Genomic DNA, 15,587 nt, shown 5'->3' with positions numbered 1-15,587 from the left:
TGGGAGCAGCGCCCTGTCAGACAGCGCAGGGCAAAGCATACCCCAGAGGCCGGGCGCTCAAGACCCGGCCGGGTATGCAAAAGGAACCCAGCCATGACCCCCATGATGAAATCCGCTCTCATTGCGTTCACTGTCTGCACGCTGAGTGGCGCGCCGGCACGCGCGCAATCTGATGCCTCGCCCATGCCGACCCCGGCGCGTTACGACATCGGCGCAAAGGCAAGCTATGAGGAGGCTGTGCAGCGGCTTGCCGCGCAGGGCTTCCAGGTGGTGGGTTACGAACTGGATGATCGCCGGATCGAGGTGAAGGGCCTGACCGCGACCGGGCATTGCCTGGAGCTGAAATTCAACGCGGCGACCGGCAAGGAAGTGCGCCGGAAGCGGGACGATGATTGCGGCCCGAACCGGTGACCTGTTGGCTGCCTCAGGCCGCGTCGGTATTCCGGCGCGTGCCTGGCAGCTGGATGATCGTGGCCTCTTCCCAAGCCGACGAAGAGATCAGTTCGGCCCGATCGCGCCCAAGGCGTTTGGCGCGGTAAAGGGCTTTGTCCGCCCGCTCCAGAGAGGGGTGAATATCCGCCTCCGGATCATAGGGATGGCTGACGCCAAGGCTGATCGAAACATCGAACGAGCCTTCGCCGCTGCGGAAGCGCAGAGCCTTGGCAGCTTCGCGCAGACGATTGGCGAGTTGCAGGGCGGCCTCGGCGGGCGTTTCGGGAAGCACAAGGCCAAATTCTTCGCCGCCGAGGCGGCCGAGCAGGTCTGCCTCGCGGATATTGTCCATCACGAGGCGCGCAAGGCGGATGATGACTTCATCGCCTGCAGCATGGCCGTGAATGTCGTTCACGCGCTTGAAGTGATCAATATCAAACATCAGGACACTGATTGGATGATCGTGGCGGCGCGCGCGGTGGATTTCACGCTCGGCAAAGCGGAAGAAGGCGCGGCGGTTCAGCGCCTTGGTAAGCGGATCTGTGACAGCGAGATCGTAAAGCGCGCAGCGCTCTTCCTCGACATTGATGAGATCCTGAACCGCATAACGCCCAGCACTGCAGATGCAGATGTCTTTTGACACGATGTCAGCAAGGCTTGCGAGCAGGCCGAGCTGGTCTGTGGAGAGGGAGCGCGGACGGTTATCGATCAGGCACAGCGTGCCGAAGCGCTTTCCGTCCGGATCGGTCAACGGCGCGCCAGCAAAGAAGACGACATTGGGGTGGCCGAGGACGGCGGGTTCCCGCTCGAAATAGGGTTCCTGCCGGGCATCGGGGACGACAAAGGCGTCGTCCGCCAGATTGGCGTGGGCGCAGAATTCCTGCAGGGTGTCCATATCTTCAGCAGGGACGCCATGGGCGGCGCGATACCAGTGGCGATAGCGCTCGTTCAGCGCGACGATGACGATCGGAACGTCGAGCGCGAGGGCAGCTGTGCGCGCTATATGGTCAGCGTCGTGGATCTCTTCGCTTTTCAGAATCCGGTAGCGCTGTAGCACTTCGGATTTCTGCTGCTCGAATCGTGGCGGCGGATAGCTCAGCACGGAAAACGTTCCCCCCAGAACATCTTGGTTACCGGGCTGTTATGCATAATCGAGCTTGCCGCAGGGTTAGCCGGAATCGATGAAATTTCATCAATCCCGGCATTTTCGTCAGAATCCGGACAGATATTTCCTAATTTTCCGGGCTTTTGCGTAAACCTGATACCAGACGGGCGGCCTGCTAAGCCTTGATGAGGCGGGGCAGAGCTTTACAGAATTTCTCGACATCATCGAGTTTGCCCATCGAAACGCGGCTCCAGGGCGTGTAATCCATATATTGCCCGCGAATGGAGATATTTTCCGCCGCCATGGCTTTCTGAAGATCGTTGGCAGGCAAGCCGCTCTGGAAGTAAACAAAGTTGGTCTGGGATTTGAGATAGGAGAGCCCGAGCTGGTCCAGCGTCTGGGTGACCATCTGGCGACCTTCGACAATCTTCGATTTCGAATAATCCAAGAAGCCCGTATCGTTATAGCAGCCAATCGCCGCGGCAATCGACGTGCAAGGCGTCCAGGACATCAGTGTACTGCGGATGGCAGCCGCAGTTTCCGCGGATGAAATGGTGTAGCCGACGCGGATGCCGGCCATGCCATAGATCTTAGAGAAAGTTCGCGTGACGATCACGTTCTTGCCTTGCTTGATCAGCGGCACGCAGGTCATCGAGGCTTCATCGTCCACAAGCTCGATATAGGCTTCATCGACGACAACCGTGGTTTTCTCCGCCATTTTTGCCACAGCAGCGCGGATGACAGAGCCGGGCGTTGCGATGCCAGTCGGGTTGTTCGGGTTACAAAGCTGCACCATGCCGGTTTCGGGCGTGATGGCAGCGTCGATGCCAGCGAGGTCGATATCCATATCTTCCGTCAGCGGAATACGGATGATTTCGGCCATGCCGAGCTTGGCGGCATAAAGGGCGGTCGTGTCCCAGAACAGACGCGGGGCGACGATGGGGCCTTTTGGACCATAGATGAGGGCGAGGGCGCTGAGGGCCTCGCCCGAACCGGTCGTGATGACGACCTGCTCCGGCGCGACGCCGTGGCGTTCGGCAATCATCGCGGCAAGCGTCTTTGTGGCCTCGTCATTGGTGTAGTAGGCGCCTTTCTTTGCAGACGCCGAGATCATTTCCAGCGCAGACGAGGCCGGGCCGTAGGGGTTCTCATTGCGCGAGAGCAGCGAGAGGCCGGGTTCCGGCCCGAAGAGGCTGGCGCTTTGCGGATCGAGCGGGAAGGCACCGATTGCCTCGGCTGACGCGGCGGGCGAAGTGGACGCGCAGCCGGCGAGGCCGACGGCTACAGTGCTGGCGCTGGCCGAGAAAAGGCTGCGCCGGGTGAGTCTATATCCCATGATCTTCCTCCGGATTCGGGATGGACATATCTGCGCTCAGGACAGCTGCTGCGGGCGCGGCGTCTGCGGTGAGCGGTGTGCCGCGCGAGGGCGGCGTGAAGGCGGAAATCAGCATGATGCTGGACGTGACCAGCAGATAGAGGCCCAGCGCGCGCCGGAGATGGGCCGCGTTGAGGCTGTGCGCGGCAGCCACGCCCCAGGGGGCGGTGATGACGCTCATCGACGTTATCGCCAGAGCGGCGATGACGTTGACATAGCCGATGGAGCCGAAGGGCAGGCCGGTTTCGCCAAGACCGCCGATGATGCTGCCGATTGTTCCGGGTACGGCGATGATCGTGCCGAAGCCGGCGGCGGTGGCCACGGCGCGGTGCATCGGCTGACCGCTGAGCGTCATGATGAGGACGGCCGGCGTGCCCCCGCCGATGCCCAGCAGCGTGCAATAACCGCCGAGGAAACTGCCGAGCCCGCCGCGCATGATGCCCTTCGGCATTTCGTTCGAGATCGGGCCACGCTGGGTGAGCACCGGGAACAGGAAATGCCAGGCCATGATAAAGACGCCGACGCCGAAGGTGAGCTTCAGGGCGTGGCCATCAAGATAGCGCGCGACAATCAGGCCAAGGACGACCCCGGCCACGACCCAGGGTGTCCAGCTTTTCAGGATTTCGAAGTCCACCGCCCCGCGCTTTGCATGCGCCTGCACAGACCGCAGGGAGGTGAAGATGATGGTGGCCAGCGACGTGCCGATGGCGACGTGCATGATCTTGTCTGTGGCCGAGGCATCCGACCCGGCGCTGAGCAATGTCAGCACCGAGGCGAGCGCCGGGACGACGACGAAGCCGCCGCCGATCCCGAACAACCCCGCAACAAAACCAGCCAATGCCCCGGCAGCCAACATAGCCGCAATGAAGATGAGCGTGTCCGGCGTGAAGATCATCGTAAACGATCGCTTTTTTTAGGCCGCATCTCAGAACTTCGCCGTGAGGGTTACCTGCGCCGTCCGCGGGTTCAGCGGGCGGAAGGTTGCCGCGCCGGAGCCCGTGGTGGTGAAGGTGAAGGCGAGGGTGTCTTCATCGAAGATGTTGTCGATGTTGAACCGCAGGCTGACATTTTCCGGAAGGCCAAAATTGTTCGGGCCGCCAAGATCCACATAGCCGCTCCAGATGAAGTAGCCTTCCATCTTGTTGCCGGCAGAGGAGGCCGCTTCGCGGAAGTCGGCATAGCGCTCGCCAGTGTATTTCGTGGAGACGTTGGCGACGAGCCATTCGGTCGGCTCCCAGGTGACGCCGCCGGTGAACAGCCATTCCGGGCTGTCGGCCAGCAGGCTGCCTGCGGGGTTATTGTTGAAGCCGTCATCCAGCTCGGCATGGTTGTAGGTGAGGTTCACATCGCCATAGAGCTTGTTGTCGAAGATTTCCGGCTGCCAGACGCCCGAGAGCTCGATGCCGTAAGCGGTGGTGCCGCCGGCGTTCAGGTAGAAGGTCTCGTTCTCGAAGGTTTCCGGGTTCTGGATACTGCCGGCGACCAGGCGGTTTTCGAAGCTCGTATAGAACACCGAGACGGCGCCGTTGAAGGTCGGCCGGTTGGTGCGGAAGCCGAGTTCGAAGTTTTCGGCTTCCTCGGCAGCAGGCTTGGGCGCATCGAAAGTGACGGCGGTGGAGAAGATGTCGTCGGTGCCGCGCGGCAGGGCATAGTTCTGGGAGTAGGACGCGAAGACCTGGTCTGTGCTGTTGAGCGTGTAGACTGCGCCGATCATGGGCAGGGGATCGCTCTTGTAGTTTGCCGAGATCGAGACCGGGGTGCCGGTGACTTCGTAGTCGTAATAGTCGCGGAAGCCGTTCAGCGAATAGTCGATATCGAGCATCTTCAGGCCAAGCTCCAGAGCGAGCTTGTCATCGAGCAGGTGGACGGTGTCCTTGATGTAGTATTGGCGGGTTTCGCGCAGGGAGTCGTAGTTGCGGCGATAATAGGCGACTTCATCCCAGATCACATCGCCATCGGCGGTGCCGCCGGTCTTGTTGAGGCGCTGCTGGGTGCGGTGGTAGTCGTCGGTTTCTGTCCAGCCACCGAATTCGAGCGTGTGGTTGGCGATTTCCCAGCTGAGGCCGGCAACGAGGCCTTTGCGGATGCCGCCGACGCCGGAGAGGCCGTATTGCACGCCGCGCGGATGGACGACATCTAGGCCTGCAGCGAGCTGGCGATTGTAGATGCCGAGGGTGTTGGAATAGCTGTCGGGAGATACTCCGTAGCCGTCCTTGTCTTCGTAATAGGCGGTTGCGGTGAGGCTGATATTGTCGGTGAGGGCCATGCCGCCATTCAGCGAGTAGAGCACGTCATCGCGGATGTTGATGCGGTCCTGATAGTAGTTCATGCAGGAGGCCTGCGTGAAGACCGGGGTGAAGTCGTTGCCGTCGATGACGGTGTCGCCGTTGAAGTCGTAGACGCCCGGCTGGGGTGAGATGCAGCTGTCCGGGATATAGCCGATATAGCCATATTCGCGGCCCTGGGCTTCATAGAGCGTGCGGCTCATCGACGGGGAGTCGTAGTCGAAGAAGTCGTTGCTGACATAGCCAAGCTGGAGGAAGGCATCGCTGTCGAAGTCGTAGCGGATCTTGCCTTCGATATGTTCCCGGTCGATGGAGCCGGCGCCGCGCCAGAGGTCGCTGTCGGTCTTGGAGCGGCTGAGATAGGCGGAGAAGCCGCCGATGTTTCCGGTCTCGAGTTTCAGGAAGGTACGCTGGAGGTTGTCGTCGCCGATGGTGATGGCGGCCATGCCGCCCATCTCATCACTGGGGGCGATGGAGTTGTAAGACACGATCGGGCCGAGCGAGGCGTAGCTGGGAAGGGATACGTCGCCAGCGCCGGGGGAGGCGACGACCGAGCCCAGGTTTTCGTTGTCTACATAGCGGAAGATGGGGCTGCCGCCGAAGGCATCGGAGCGGCCCATCGGCACGCCATCGAGCACAAAGCCGATCTGCTGCAGGTTAAAGGCGCGGACGGTGACCGAGTTGCCGAACTCATAAAGGCCGAGCGCGCCATCTGTCTGCACGTTGAAGCCCGGCAGGGTTTCCAGCATCTTCAGGCCGGAGATGCCGCCCGGCGCAGAGAGCAGTTCTTCGCGGGTTACGGCAACGGTGTTGGTCGCTTCACCGACGCCAATGGCGAGATCGGTTTGCGAGACCCGGCGGCCTTCGACAACGACCGCTTCCATGACGGCGTCGTCGTCTTCTGCCTGCGCATGGGCAGCGAAGCTGGCCGTTGCTGCGGTGATGGCGAGGGCGCTGATGCCGGCCTTCAGAAGTTTGATTGAGATGTGCGCCATGGACCCCTCCTTGCAATGTCAACTGACATGGCAAGAGTTGGCGCCCGGCTGGGCTTACGCAATTTGAAATTTCCCAATTGCGGAATATCCGCAGCAGGATGCGGGCTCTTTGTGCAGCGTGGCAAAAAATAAGGCAGGCCGGAGCCTGCCTTTATAATATTCGCATTACATAAAGTGCCGACTCACTGGGAGAGCCTCTCTTCAATGTCCCTCAGGGTGTTCTTACCGAAATAAATGTCACCATCGAGGAAGAAGGTGGGGCTGCCGAAGGCGCCTCGCCTGGCGGCGTCTTCCGTGGTGGCGAGAAGGCGTTGTTTCACGTCGTCTTCCTGGGCGCGCTTCATGAGTCGCTCTGCGCCAATGCCGGCGGCGGTGAGCCCGGCAGCGACAATCGCCGGATCATCCATCTTGGCGGGCGTTTCCCACATGAGGCGGAAAGCAGCGTCCGCATATTCCTTCAGTCCACCATCAATCGCGGCAGCGGTGGCCATGCGCATCATCAGCAATGTGTTCACCGGAAAGTGCGGGTTCATAGTGAAGGGGATGGCGTGCTTCTCTATGAAGCGCCGCATTTCGAGATTCTCGTAAGCGAGTTTTTTCGGGATGCCGGAGAAGGCCATCATTGGAGACTGATTGTTTGTAAGTTTGAACAGACCGCCCAGGAGGACCGGCGTGTAGACAAAGGTTGCGCCGGTGCGGGCCTCTATGCCCGGTATAACGCGGTGGACGAGATAGGCATTCGGGCTGCCAAAATCGAATTGAAATTCGACGGTCTTCATTACCAGGTTTCCTTATAGGGGCGCAGGTCCATTTCGAATGTCCAGGCATCGCGGGATTGCTGGTGAAGATACCAGTAAGCATCCGCAATGGAGGCGGGTTCCATCAGCGTATCGGGGGCGAGGTTGGCGACGGCCTCTTCGCCGCGCGCAGACCTGATCCGATCACGGACAAAATCAGTATCGACGCCGGCATCTATGACCAGGTGGGCAACATGAATGTTCTGCGGACCCAGCTCGCGCGCCATCGCCTGCGCCATCATTCGCAGGCCGCCCTTGGCGCTGGCAAAGGCGGCGTAGCCCGCCCCTCCGCGCAGGCTGGCCGTGGCGCCCGTGAAGAAGATGGAGCCTTTGCCACGGGGGAGCATGAGGCGGGCAGCTTCGCGGCCTGTGAGGAAACCTGCCTTGCAGGCCATTTCCCAGACCTTGAAGAAAACCCGCTCCGTTGTGTCCAGGATCGGGAAGTTCACATTGGCGCCGGGATTGGAGATGACGACTTCCAGAGGCGCGAAGGCGTCTGCCTCCTGAAGGAAGGAAGTGATGTCTTCTTCCTTGCGCGCGTCGAGCCCTCTGGCGACGCACGCACCGCCTGCCGCTTCAATCTCCGCCTTCAGTTTTTCGAGTTTATCGGCCGAGCGCCGGCCGGCGAAGACGGTATAGCCTTCGGCTGCGAACTTGCGGGCGATGGCAGAACCGATGAAATCCCCAGCGCCAATGATGGCGCAGGTTGCGTTGCGGCGTTTTGCTGGTGGCTCAGTCATGAAGGCGCCTCCCTGTCTTCTTTGTCAGGTAAGTCTTGAAATAAAACTGAGTCAATGGCAAACATGGCGACATGAAGTGGCAAGATCTCAGTCAGGAAAATTGCTCGTTGGCGCGGGCGCTCTCAGTAGTCGGCGATCGCTGGACGTTGCTGGTGTTGCGGGAAGCGTTTTTGCGGGTGCGCCGGTTTGAAGAATTCCAGGCGCGGCTGGGCATAGCGCGCCGTGTGCTGACAGAGCGGCTGGTGCATCTGGTCGAGGCGGGCGTTCTGCAGAAGGTGCCCTATCAGGACGCGCCTGTGCGGCATGAATACCGGCTGACGGAAAAGGGGCTTGGGCTCTACCCGGTCGTGATCAGCCTCGTGCATTGGGGCGACGAACATTATGCCGGCAGGAAGGGGCCGCCCTTGCTGCACCGGCATAAGGCATGCGGCCATGACTTCCGGAGCGTGCTGACTTGTTCCGAGTGTGGCGAGGCGGTTGCGGCGCGGGATGTAGAGCCACACCCTGGCCCCGGCGCGCTCAAGGGCGAATGGGATGACAGGCTGGCGGATTGATCCGGCTTGACTTGAGCGCCGCCATCGCCATCTTGGGCGGTATGACGCTGAACACCGCCCTTCTCAGCATTTTCGCAGCGCGTGCTGGCGCACGCTGCTAGCCCCTGGGCGCGCCTGTAAGTCAGGTCAGCCTCCCAGGGGGAAATCTTTCACTCCGAACAATTAAATCTTTCGCGTCCCGTGCCTGAGAGAAGGCAGCGGCGCTTCTCGCTATCTGGAGATAAGCCATGTCTACCCCCGAGCGCCCGCCTGTCTATGTTACCGAAGACGAATTTGAGCGCCTGTCCGATCTTGCCCACGCCGCGCAGGGGAGGGAACCAGCCGCCGACACCCTGATCGAGGAGTTGAGTCGCGCGCGGATTGCCGCTCCGGTCGATGTTCCGGCAGATGTCGTGCGGATGCATGACCGCGTTGACTTCATTTACGACGGTGCCGCGTACGATGATTTCACGCTGGTTTACCCCAACGAAGCCAATATCGCCGACCGGCGAATTTCAATCCTGACGCAAGTTGGCGCGATGCTGATCGGGCTGACATCGGGCGGGTCGATCAGCTGGACGGGGGCCGGTGAGCGCACCCATCGGATCGAGGTTCTGGGTGTTCGGCGGCTTTAATGCTGCCAGATTCCGGAATGCCGGCTGTTTTTGTCGCGCAGGCGACAAAACGGGACGTCTGCTATTTTTTCAGAAAGTCGGCATCCAGTCAGGCTGGGGCTGCGTATACACTTCGGTGCCCTTTTTGACCCCAGGCCCTGGCCGAATGCTCACGAAGTTCATCATTGGTTGAATTCGGGCGTTCGGGGGTAGGTGTCATAAAATTCCGTATAGAGAATATGTGGGGTTTCATGCGGGGGCAATCCGTCCGCAGCATGAGCCCCGCTGACACAGTATCCAATGGTTGGCCGGCGGTTAACCATATCGGCGAGACTCAGTCCCAGCCAACAACCAGGGCTTGCGCTGGAGAGGTATTTCCGCTTCTTTCTGGTGTTGAGGGGGATAAACAGGGTCAATCGAGTGTGGGGCCGAGCGAGGAGTTTGATGCAATGCATCGCAGCCCGGTATCGAGCGTGTTGCCGCCGGTCATGATGGACGATCTGTCCAGCAGTCTGGCAGACCCTGTGCTTGCGGCGCTGATGCACAGCAGCCGTGATTGTATCAAGGTTCTCGATCTCGCAGGTCGCATCCGTTACATCAACCCCACAGGCCTCTCTGTCCGCCAGCTGAATGCGGAGACCGATGTTGTCGGCCGTCACTGGTGGGAGCTGTGGCCGCTGGAAGCGCATGAAGTTGTGCAGGAAGCAACCCTCAAAGCCGCCGCCGGAGAAGCGATGGACTTCCGCGCCTTCGGTCCGACCGCGCGTGGCCGGCCGAAATGGTGGGATGTGCGCGTTGTGCCGGTGCGGGATGAGGCCGAACAGGTGAATGGTGTGCTGGTCGTCTCGAAGGATGTGACGGACGCCGTCACCAGCCGCAAGATGTATGACACCATCGCCCTGGAAATGCGCCACCGCCTGAAGAATGCCTTCGCGGTTGCCAGCGCGATCGCGAAGATCAGCGCGCGCCAGGCGCCCGAGCATCAGAGCTTTGCAGAAGATCTCGTGACACGGTTTTCTTCGCTGGCCGTGGCGCAGGGCAAGCTGGTCGATACGGCCAGCGATTTCCCGCTGCGCGAGCTGGTGTCCGACCTTGTGGATGCAGCCGGGGTCGCCGAAGAGGTCATCGACGTCAGCGGTCTGCCGGATTGCCAGGTGGATGAGGCGCAGATGCGCGTCATCGCAGTGGTCATCGGTGAGCTGACAACGAACTCGCTGAAGTATGGTGCGCTACGTACCGGCGGGTCCATTCAGTGTGAAGGCCATATCGAGGAAGACTGGCTGAACCTGACCTGGATCGAACCGCTTGAGGATGTGTCCGAGGGAGAGACAGAAACGTCTTCCTCCACGAATACTGGACTGACAGTAATCAACCGGATTGTGACTTCGGCGGGCGGGCAGGTTTCGCGCGTGCTGAACACTGATGGGTTGCGCGTAGAGTTCTCTCTGGTGCATCGCAGCGCTGAAGACACCGCAGACTGATTTTCCCATGATTGAAGGCCGCTTGAACGGAAACCGCCACCCGGCGGGGACCGGGTGGCGGACAGGCGCCTCAGGGGGTGGGGGGGACGCTGACGCGGCGCCTGGAGTTCCGTATTCAGAAAGACTTGCGGAAATTGTCCGCAGCTTTCTTTGCCTTGTCTTCAGCTTTTCCGGCGGCGCGCTGCGCATCGCCTTTAAGCTCCTGCACGCGGCCTTCGGCTTCCAGCATTTTATTGCCGGTCAGCTTGCCCGCCGCTTCTTTTGCGTTGCCGGCAATCTGATTGCCAACGCCTTTGACTGTGTTCTTGTTCGTCATGTTGATCTCCTTTCGGGCTACCAGCATGCCATTCGCGACACACGCCTGAATAACTTACGGGCATACGATTCAGTTCCCTGGGTTTCGAGATTTTTTTCTGTGGCATGGCAGCAACAGAGCAGGACATCGATTGTCATAAAAAGAGGCGCCTGGGGGCGCCTCTGAAGGTCTGGGGATGACAGGCCTATGGGCCTATGGGGCGTCAGGTGATGCTCCGGCCCCGGAGCGCGCGAACGAGAAAACTCACGACCAGAAGCGCCAGGAAGACGAAGAACAGGATCTTTGCGATACCTGCAGCGGCGCCGGCGATGCCACCGAAACCAAGCAGGGCGGCGATAATCGCCAGGACGAAGAATGTGAGTGCCCAACCAAGCATGGAAATCTCCTTTGTTCTGTGACCATTGGGGCGGTCTATGCAAAGGAAACGCATGGGGTGGGCTGCAGGTTCCGTGTAATGTGGGGGATGATTAAAAAATATTACCGCCTACTGAGGTATTCTCAAAGAAGGCGCCCGGCGCACACCATGCGGGGCAGCGCGCTGGGCAAACTTGATGTTGCTAGCCTTAAGTGAGTCGGGTGAGGACCCTGTCTACTAGGCTGGCGGTCGTATTTGGCATCCGGGCAACAGCATAGGCAGCAACGGCGACGCCTGCGAGCGTCAGCAGCGGCTGTTTCGATACCATGCGATTGACCGTGTCGAGTGACATGCCGGTCAGTGTGTCAATCGTATCGTCACGAATATAGGTGATAGTGTTGGCGGCTGCAGAGGTGACACCTGCGAACTCGTCTTCGAGCGGGACGCGGGGGCGGGTTGCCTTCCACATCGCGACAGCGGCGCCGGTAACAAGGATGCCGCCGACAAGGGCGCTGGCGCCGGCAATGCCGATGTGCGGCGCAAGCGCGACAACGGTTGCCCAGGTAAGCGCGCCTGCGCCAGCGAGCCCGACTACGGACCCACTGGCCATCAGCATGAGACGTAGTTTCAGGCTGCCGGTCATCGCTTAGCGGCGCGAAAGCAGGGCGAGCAGGACGCCTGCACCGGCGGCGATGCCGATAGATGTCAGCGGGCGTTCGCGGATGCGATCTTCCAGCTTGTGGCGGGCGTCATTTGCCTTCTCGGCAACATGCTCGGCGCCGTTCTGCGCTTTCTCGACTTTTTCGCCCATCGTGCGGCCGACATGCTCGCCAAAATGCGCGGCGGACGATTTTACGGCAGAAACGAATGTTTCGGCGGCTTCCTGCGCCGTGTGCAGATCATGGCGCGCTGCGGCGGCCGCAACGGCTTTCTTGTCATGCCCGTTTGCGCGGGAACGGGTAGATTTACGGGTGGCGGTTTGGGGGCTGGCCATCGCTTTCTCCTTTCAGTGTCCTGCAAACACTAACGAGGGAGAAAGCGAATGGTTCCGTAATAGGCCTGCGCGTCAGGCCAGCGGCTCAGCCTGGGCGTGGAAGAACAGGGCCTGGCTTATGGCAGCCTTTACCGTGTCGTCCTGGAACGGCTTGGTGATGAGGTAAGTCGGCTCGGGACGCTCACCCGTCAGCAGGCGCTCCGGGAAAGCGGTGATGAAGATGACGGGCAGGTCAAAGTCCGCCAGGATATCCTGGATGGCGTCAATGCCAGAAGAGTTATCCGCAAGCTGAACATCACACAGGATGAGGCCAGGCTTAACCTTGCGGGCAAGAGCGACGGCGTGTTTGCGCGTGGTGGCGTTGCCGACGAACTTGTGGCCCAGGTCTTCCACGAGATTGGCGAGGTCTGCCGCGATGATTGGCTCGTCTTCGATAATCAGGACCGATGTGGACAGCTGTTGTTCGATCTCGCGGTGCGCAGTGTCGAGCAGTTGTTCGAGTTCAGGGACGCTTTTCCCGAGAATTTCGCAAGCCTCCGGGCGGGTGAAGCCTTCGAGCGTGGTCAGAAGGAAGGCCTGACGCTGGATCGGCGCCAGCGCCCGCAGGCGCGCTTCAGGGGCTGATCCAGCCGATTTCCCGGAAGTTTCAAGTTTTGCCCCAGTTGTGGACCAGATTGCGTGGAAGAACCGGTAAAGAGTGACACGCGCCGAGGAGGCCTCGACCAGCAAGCCGGGATCCTCGCTCAGCGCCTGAAGGCAGGCGCGAATATAAGCGTCGCCGCTTTCTTGCGCGCCTGTAAGGGCGCGCGCGTACCGGCGGAGAAATGGGAGGTGTGGACCGTACTGTGCGATCAGATTCATAGGGGAACCTCTTTGCTATCTGAGCGTTTCAACGCATGGGATGCAGATTGGTTTCACGGGCTGCAGAGTTTTTTCGCTATATGCAGCTGACCATGGAACCTATCGATCATCGGGGCGTTTATGGCGCGAATAAGGCCAATTCGCCTCTTTGGGTGTGCCGGGCCGCAAATGGATGGAATTTAAGGCAAGTCATGAGTGACACCGGGAAACTGAATGGAAAAGACCCCGAAGGCCGGCGTGGTCAACGCCGCCTTGGCAACCGGGCAATCGGCGAACGTCTTCGTGAAATGTACGACGGCGTTTTGAGCGAAAGCGTGCCGGACGACTTCTTCAAACTGCTGGAGCAGGCGGAAGAGAAGGCCAAGTCTGGGAAAACCAATGCTGATGGTGATGCATGAGCACCACTCAGGCCCTTTCGCTGGCCGAATTCAAGGCGGCGCTGATTGAGGTGACCCCGCACCTGCGCGCCTTTGCGCGAAGCCTTTGTGGCGATCCGGTGCAGGCAGACGATCTGGTGCAGGATGCGCTGCTCAAAGCGTGGAATGCACGAGAAAGCTATACTGAGAATACGAGCTTCAAGGCCTGGACCTTCACCATCCTGCGCAACGCGTTTTATTCGGAAAAGCGCCGCAGCTGGCGCTCGACAGCGCTGGAGCCCGGCGTGGCGGAAGCGACGCTGGTTGCATCCGACAATCCCGACAAGGGCCTGGAGCTTGTGGCGTTACGAAACGCGTTGGAACACCTGCCGCAGGACCAACGCGAAGCGATCATTCTCGTTGGCGCAGGCGGAATGGCCTATGAGGAAGCCGCTGAAATCGTCGGCTGCGCTGTCGGTACGATCAAGAGCCGCGTCAGCCGCGCCCGCAAGGCGCTCGCCGAGCTGCTGGACGCCGATGCCAGCGCGGCGCCTTCCGCGCCTCAGGGGGCGAATGTGACCTCCGGGGAAGCCGCGTTCAACGACATCATGGACCAGGTCAACGTACTCAGCCGGCATAACGGATGACAGCTGGGGGCGGGGAAAAAAGAAGGGTCAAACGTAGCCGCCTGAGCCTTCGACTGCAGGTTATGGTGGCGATGGCCATTGTCCTCAGTCCACTGCTCATCATGGGCGCAGTGTATGCCCGCAGCGAATACCGGTTCAACGATCAGGTCCGGTATTTCGAGCTTGAACAGGACGGGCAGTCGGGCCTGCGTGATGTGGAGGCGACGCTGGCACGCACGCGCACGGCGCTGCGTTTGATCGTCACCAGCGACCGGCAATTGTCCTGCAACCAGCTTGCGCCCCGGCTGACGCCGCTGGACCTGCCTTTGCGCAATGTGATGCGGTTCGACGGCGAGGGCTCTGTAACTTGTTCCTCGACCGGAGATGAACTGATCGGCATGCCAATGCCGCAGCTCGAATGGAATGACCGGATGCGCAAGGGCCTGGAGTCGCTGGAGGTGAGCGGTGAGCGCAGTATGACGCTGGGCGACCCTGCAATCTACATGATGCGCCGCGCAACCGATGATAACGGAGAATATGCAGGCTCGGTTGGCATCACATTGTCGCTGGAAGAGATCATCTCGCGCCTTAGTGCCGCGAAGACGGCCGGCGTGACCGTATCCTTCGTGGTGCCGGGCGGCCAGGTGATCGGATCGAACATCGTGGCCGGCGTGCCGATGGAGTGGATCAGTGAAGGCGCGGCGCTAGACAGGCGAACCTACCGGCTTGAGCCGGAGCAGGGGCCGCCGCTGGATGTTGTGCTGCTGCCGATATCAACCGAGGGCTTGTGGCTGATGATCGGCTCTCCGGCGCCGCCGCAGCGCATGGAGGTTATCTTTGCCTTCATGGTGCCCATTCTGGCCTATCTTGCAGCGCTTCTGGCGGTGAGCTGGATTGCCGATGCGATGATCCTGCGTTGGCTGGAGCGCATCCGGATCCGCATCATGGATATGCGCGCCTCCAGTCTTTACACCCCGTTGGCGCCGGAACTGTCGCGCGCGCCTCTGGAGATGCAGCAGGTCGCCGAGGCATTCGACGATCTTACCAGTCGCGTTTCCAAGCATGAAGCCGACCTGCAAGGCGCCCTTAGTCAGATGAAGGCGGCGTTCCGCGAGGTGCATCACCGGGTGAAGAATAATCTTCAGGTTATGCTCAGCATGCTGAAACTGCAGGGCCGTGGGGAGCCATTGGTGGAGACGCAATCGGCCCTGAAGGTGGCGGCGCACCGGGTTGCCATGATGGCGGCAGTTCACCACACGCTGTTGAATGAGGGCGACCTTGATACGGTCGAGGCGATGGACCTGTTCAATGCGATCTGCAACCAGGTCGATGAGCAGCAGGGCTGGACCGAGGGCGGTCGCCACATAACTCCGGATGTCTCGCCCGCCTTGTTGCCCGCCGACATGGCCGTTCCGCTGGGGATGTTTGTGTTGGAGGCGGTTGGGCTTCTGTGTCCGGAAGCCGAAGAAGACGACGCCGACGTAAACCTCAAATTTGTTCGCCTTGAAGGCGGCGCCTGTTATCTCTCGCTTACCTGCGGGCGAGGGGAGAACGAGGACGATGCCGAAATGAACCGGGACACGAACCTGTTCCTCTCCGCTTTTGCACGGCAGATCGGGGGAACGGTATCGGTAGATGTCTCGTCGGCCGAGGTGATCACGATTGAGCTAACATTCCATGTCGAGCCAGTCAAAGACGCCGATCGCGAAGCTGAGGAGTAGG

The 15,587-nt window shown here is 60.5% G+C and carries 18 protein-coding genes; 7 read left to right on the top strand and 11 right to left on the bottom strand.

What is annotated here, in order from left to right; all coding sequences use genetic code 11:
* Positions 1-93 precede the first annotated feature (93 nt).
* Entirely contained in the window at positions 94-411 is a 318-nt protein-coding gene (locus K1X12_RS14015; RefSeq protein ID WP_220988183.1) for a PepSY domain-containing protein, read from the top strand.
* Positions 412-424: 13 nt separating this feature from the next.
* Here K1X12_RS14015 and K1X12_RS14010 read toward each other — a convergent pair whose 3' ends face one another.
* From K1X12_RS14010 to K1X12_RS13985, 6 genes are all read right to left on the bottom strand, one after another.
* Positions 425-1,534 (bottom strand): GGDEF domain-containing protein, encoded by a 1,110-nt coding sequence (locus tag K1X12_RS14010; protein WP_220988182.1) that lies wholly within the window; start codon positions 1,532-1,534, stop codon positions 425-427.
* Between the two features lie 178 nt (positions 1,535-1,712).
* Complete coding sequence (locus K1X12_RS14005) at positions 1,713-2,873, bottom strand: pyridoxal phosphate-dependent aminotransferase (protein WP_220988181.1); 1,161 nt, start codon at positions 2,871-2,873, stop codon at positions 1,713-1,715.
* Positions 2,863-3,807, bottom strand: coding sequence for a sulfite exporter TauE/SafE family protein (locus K1X12_RS14000; protein ID WP_220988180.1), 945 nt, complete (start codon positions 3,805-3,807; stop codon positions 2,863-2,865). Before K1X12_RS14000 ends, K1X12_RS14005 begins: the two co-directional genes overlap by 11 nt.
* Positions 3,808-3,837: 30 nt before the next feature.
* Positions 3,838-6,192, bottom strand: a complete 2,355-nt coding sequence (locus tag K1X12_RS13995) for a TonB-dependent receptor (RefSeq protein WP_220988179.1) — start codon at positions 6,190-6,192, stop codon at positions 3,838-3,840.
* A gap of 182 nt (positions 6,193-6,374) precedes the next feature.
* The gene (locus K1X12_RS13990; protein WP_220988178.1) at positions 6,375-6,971 is read right to left on the bottom strand and encodes a 2-hydroxychromene-2-carboxylate isomerase; all 597 of its coding nucleotides are present in this window, start codon (positions 6,969-6,971) and stop codon (positions 6,375-6,377) included.
* Complete coding sequence (locus K1X12_RS13985; RefSeq protein ID WP_220988177.1) at positions 6,971-7,729, bottom strand: SDR family NAD(P)-dependent oxidoreductase; 759 nt, start codon at positions 7,727-7,729, stop codon at positions 6,971-6,973. Before K1X12_RS13985 ends, K1X12_RS13990 begins: the two co-directional genes overlap by 1 nt.
* A gap of 71 nt (positions 7,730-7,800) precedes the next feature.
* Here K1X12_RS13985 and K1X12_RS13980 point away from each other — a divergent pair, with 71 nt between their 5' ends.
* The 3 genes from K1X12_RS13980 to K1X12_RS13970 all read left to right on the top strand — a co-directional run bounded on the left by K1X12_RS13980 (position 7,801) and on the right by K1X12_RS13970 (position 10,357).
* Positions 7,801-8,283: a winged helix-turn-helix transcriptional regulator gene (locus tag K1X12_RS13980; RefSeq protein WP_220988176.1), complete on the top strand. Its 483-nt coding sequence runs from the start codon at positions 7,801-7,803 to the stop codon at positions 8,281-8,283.
* 227 nt (positions 8,284-8,510) lie between these two features.
* The gene (rnk, locus tag K1X12_RS13975; RefSeq protein WP_220988175.1) at positions 8,511-8,897 is read left to right on the top strand and encodes a nucleoside diphosphate kinase regulator; all 387 of its coding nucleotides are present in this window, start codon (positions 8,511-8,513) and stop codon (positions 8,895-8,897) included.
* 428 nt (positions 8,898-9,325) lie between these two features.
* On the top strand, positions 9,326-10,357 hold the full coding sequence (locus K1X12_RS13970) for a PAS domain-containing protein (protein ID WP_220988174.1): 1,032 nt from the start codon (positions 9,326-9,328) through the stop codon (positions 10,355-10,357).
* A 115-nt stretch (positions 10,358-10,472) separates the two neighbouring features.
* Here K1X12_RS13970 and K1X12_RS13965 read toward each other — a convergent pair whose 3' ends face one another.
* From K1X12_RS13965 to K1X12_RS13945, 5 genes are all read right to left on the bottom strand, one after another.
* Positions 10,473-10,673, bottom strand: a complete 201-nt coding sequence (locus tag K1X12_RS13965; RefSeq protein ID WP_220988173.1) for a CsbD family protein — start codon at positions 10,671-10,673, stop codon at positions 10,473-10,475.
* A gap of 202 nt (positions 10,674-10,875) precedes the next feature.
* Positions 10,876-11,049: a DUF1328 domain-containing protein gene (locus K1X12_RS13960; RefSeq protein WP_220988172.1), complete on the bottom strand. Its 174-nt coding sequence runs from the start codon at positions 11,047-11,049 to the stop codon at positions 10,876-10,878.
* A 187-nt stretch (positions 11,050-11,236) separates the two neighbouring features.
* Complete coding sequence (locus tag K1X12_RS13955; RefSeq protein WP_220988171.1) at positions 11,237-11,671, bottom strand: hypothetical protein; 435 nt, start codon at positions 11,669-11,671, stop codon at positions 11,237-11,239.
* Positions 11,672-11,674: 3 nt separating this feature from the next.
* Positions 11,675-12,022 (bottom strand): ElaB/YgaM/YqjD family protein, encoded by a 348-nt coding sequence (locus tag K1X12_RS13950; protein WP_220988170.1) that lies wholly within the window; start codon positions 12,020-12,022, stop codon positions 11,675-11,677.
* 72 nt (positions 12,023-12,094) lie between these two features.
* Positions 12,095-12,883, bottom strand: a complete 789-nt coding sequence (locus K1X12_RS13945; protein WP_220988169.1) for a response regulator — start codon at positions 12,881-12,883, stop codon at positions 12,095-12,097.
* An 80-nt stretch (positions 12,884-12,963) separates the two neighbouring features.
* On the opposite strand from K1X12_RS13945, the gene K1X12_RS13940 reads away from it, so the two are divergent.
* From K1X12_RS13940 to K1X12_RS13930, 3 genes are all read left to right on the top strand, one after another.
* Positions 12,964-13,281, top strand: coding sequence for a NepR family anti-sigma factor (locus tag K1X12_RS13940; protein ID WP_220988168.1), 318 nt, complete (start codon positions 12,964-12,966; stop codon positions 13,279-13,281).
* A complete protein-coding gene (locus K1X12_RS13935) occupies positions 13,278-13,886 on the top strand; it encodes a sigma-70 family RNA polymerase sigma factor (protein ID WP_220988167.1) in 609 nt (202 codons plus the stop codon). The genes K1X12_RS13940 and K1X12_RS13935 overlap by 4 nt, the downstream gene beginning before the upstream one ends.
* A 71-nt stretch (positions 13,887-13,957) precedes the next feature.
* Complete coding sequence (locus tag K1X12_RS13930; protein ID WP_220988166.1) at positions 13,958-15,586, top strand: sensor histidine kinase; 1,629 nt, start codon at positions 13,958-13,960, stop codon at positions 15,584-15,586.
* Position 15,587 lies beyond the last annotated feature (1 nt).

It is taken from the genome of Hyphomonas sediminis, from assembly GCF_019679475.1.
GTDB lineage: Bacteria > Pseudomonadota > Alphaproteobacteria > Caulobacterales > Hyphomonadaceae > Hyphomonas > Hyphomonas sediminis.
Note: the sequence above shows the minus strand (reverse complement) of the source record. Positions and strands in the feature narration are given on the sequence as shown.

What these genes read in the sequence shown, in the direction of transcription:
- K1X12_RS14015 (WP_220988183.1), top strand. Translation starts at nt 94, where the DNA reads ATGACCCCCATGATGAAATCCGCTCTCATTGCGTTCACTGTCTGCACG.
- K1X12_RS14005 (WP_220988181.1), bottom strand. Translation starts at nt 2,873, where the DNA reads ATGGGATATAGACTCACCCGGCGCAGCCTTTTCTCGGCCAGCGCCAGC.
- K1X12_RS14000 (WP_220988180.1), bottom strand. Translation starts at nt 3,807, where the DNA reads ATGATCTTCACGCCGGACACGCTCATCTTCATTGCGGCTATGTTGGCT.
- K1X12_RS13995 (WP_220988179.1), bottom strand. Translation starts at nt 6,192, where the DNA reads ATGGCGCACATCTCAATCAAACTTCTGAAGGCCGGCATCAGCGCCCTC.
- K1X12_RS13990 (WP_220988178.1), bottom strand. Translation starts at nt 6,971, where the DNA reads ATGAAGACCGTCGAATTTCAATTCGATTTTGGCAGCCCGAATGCCTAT.
- K1X12_RS13985 (WP_220988177.1), bottom strand. Translation starts at nt 7,729, where the DNA reads ATGACTGAGCCACCAGCAAAACGCCGCAACGCAACCTGCGCCATCATT.
- K1X12_RS13980 (WP_220988176.1), top strand. Translation starts at nt 7,801, where the DNA reads ATGAAGTGGCAAGATCTCAGTCAGGAAAATTGCTCGTTGGCGCGGGCG.
- rnk (WP_220988175.1), top strand. Translation starts at nt 8,511, where the DNA reads ATGTCTACCCCCGAGCGCCCGCCTGTCTATGTTACCGAAGACGAATTT.
- K1X12_RS13970 (WP_220988174.1), top strand. Translation starts at nt 9,326, where the DNA reads ATGCATCGCAGCCCGGTATCGAGCGTGTTGCCGCCGGTCATGATGGAC.
- K1X12_RS13965 (WP_220988173.1), bottom strand. Translation starts at nt 10,673, where the DNA reads ATGACGAACAAGAACACAGTCAAAGGCGTTGGCAATCAGATTGCCGGC.
- K1X12_RS13960 (WP_220988172.1), bottom strand. Translation starts at nt 11,049, where the DNA reads ATGCTTGGTTGGGCACTCACATTCTTCGTCCTGGCGATTATCGCCGCC.
- K1X12_RS13955 (WP_220988171.1), bottom strand. Translation starts at nt 11,671, where the DNA reads ATGACCGGCAGCCTGAAACTACGTCTCATGCTGATGGCCAGTGGGTCC.
- K1X12_RS13950 (WP_220988170.1), bottom strand. Translation starts at nt 12,022, where the DNA reads ATGGCCAGCCCCCAAACCGCCACCCGTAAATCTACCCGTTCCCGCGCA.
- K1X12_RS13945 (WP_220988169.1), bottom strand. Translation starts at nt 12,883, where the DNA reads ATGAATCTGATCGCACAGTACGGTCCACACCTCCCATTTCTCCGCCGG.
- K1X12_RS13940 (WP_220988168.1), top strand. Translation starts at nt 12,964, where the DNA reads ATGCAGCTGACCATGGAACCTATCGATCATCGGGGCGTTTATGGCGCG.
- K1X12_RS13935 (WP_220988167.1), top strand. Translation starts at nt 13,278, where the DNA reads ATGAGCACCACTCAGGCCCTTTCGCTGGCCGAATTCAAGGCGGCGCTG.
- K1X12_RS13930 (WP_220988166.1), top strand. Translation starts at nt 13,958, where the DNA reads ATGGCCATTGTCCTCAGTCCACTGCTCATCATGGGCGCAGTGTATGCC.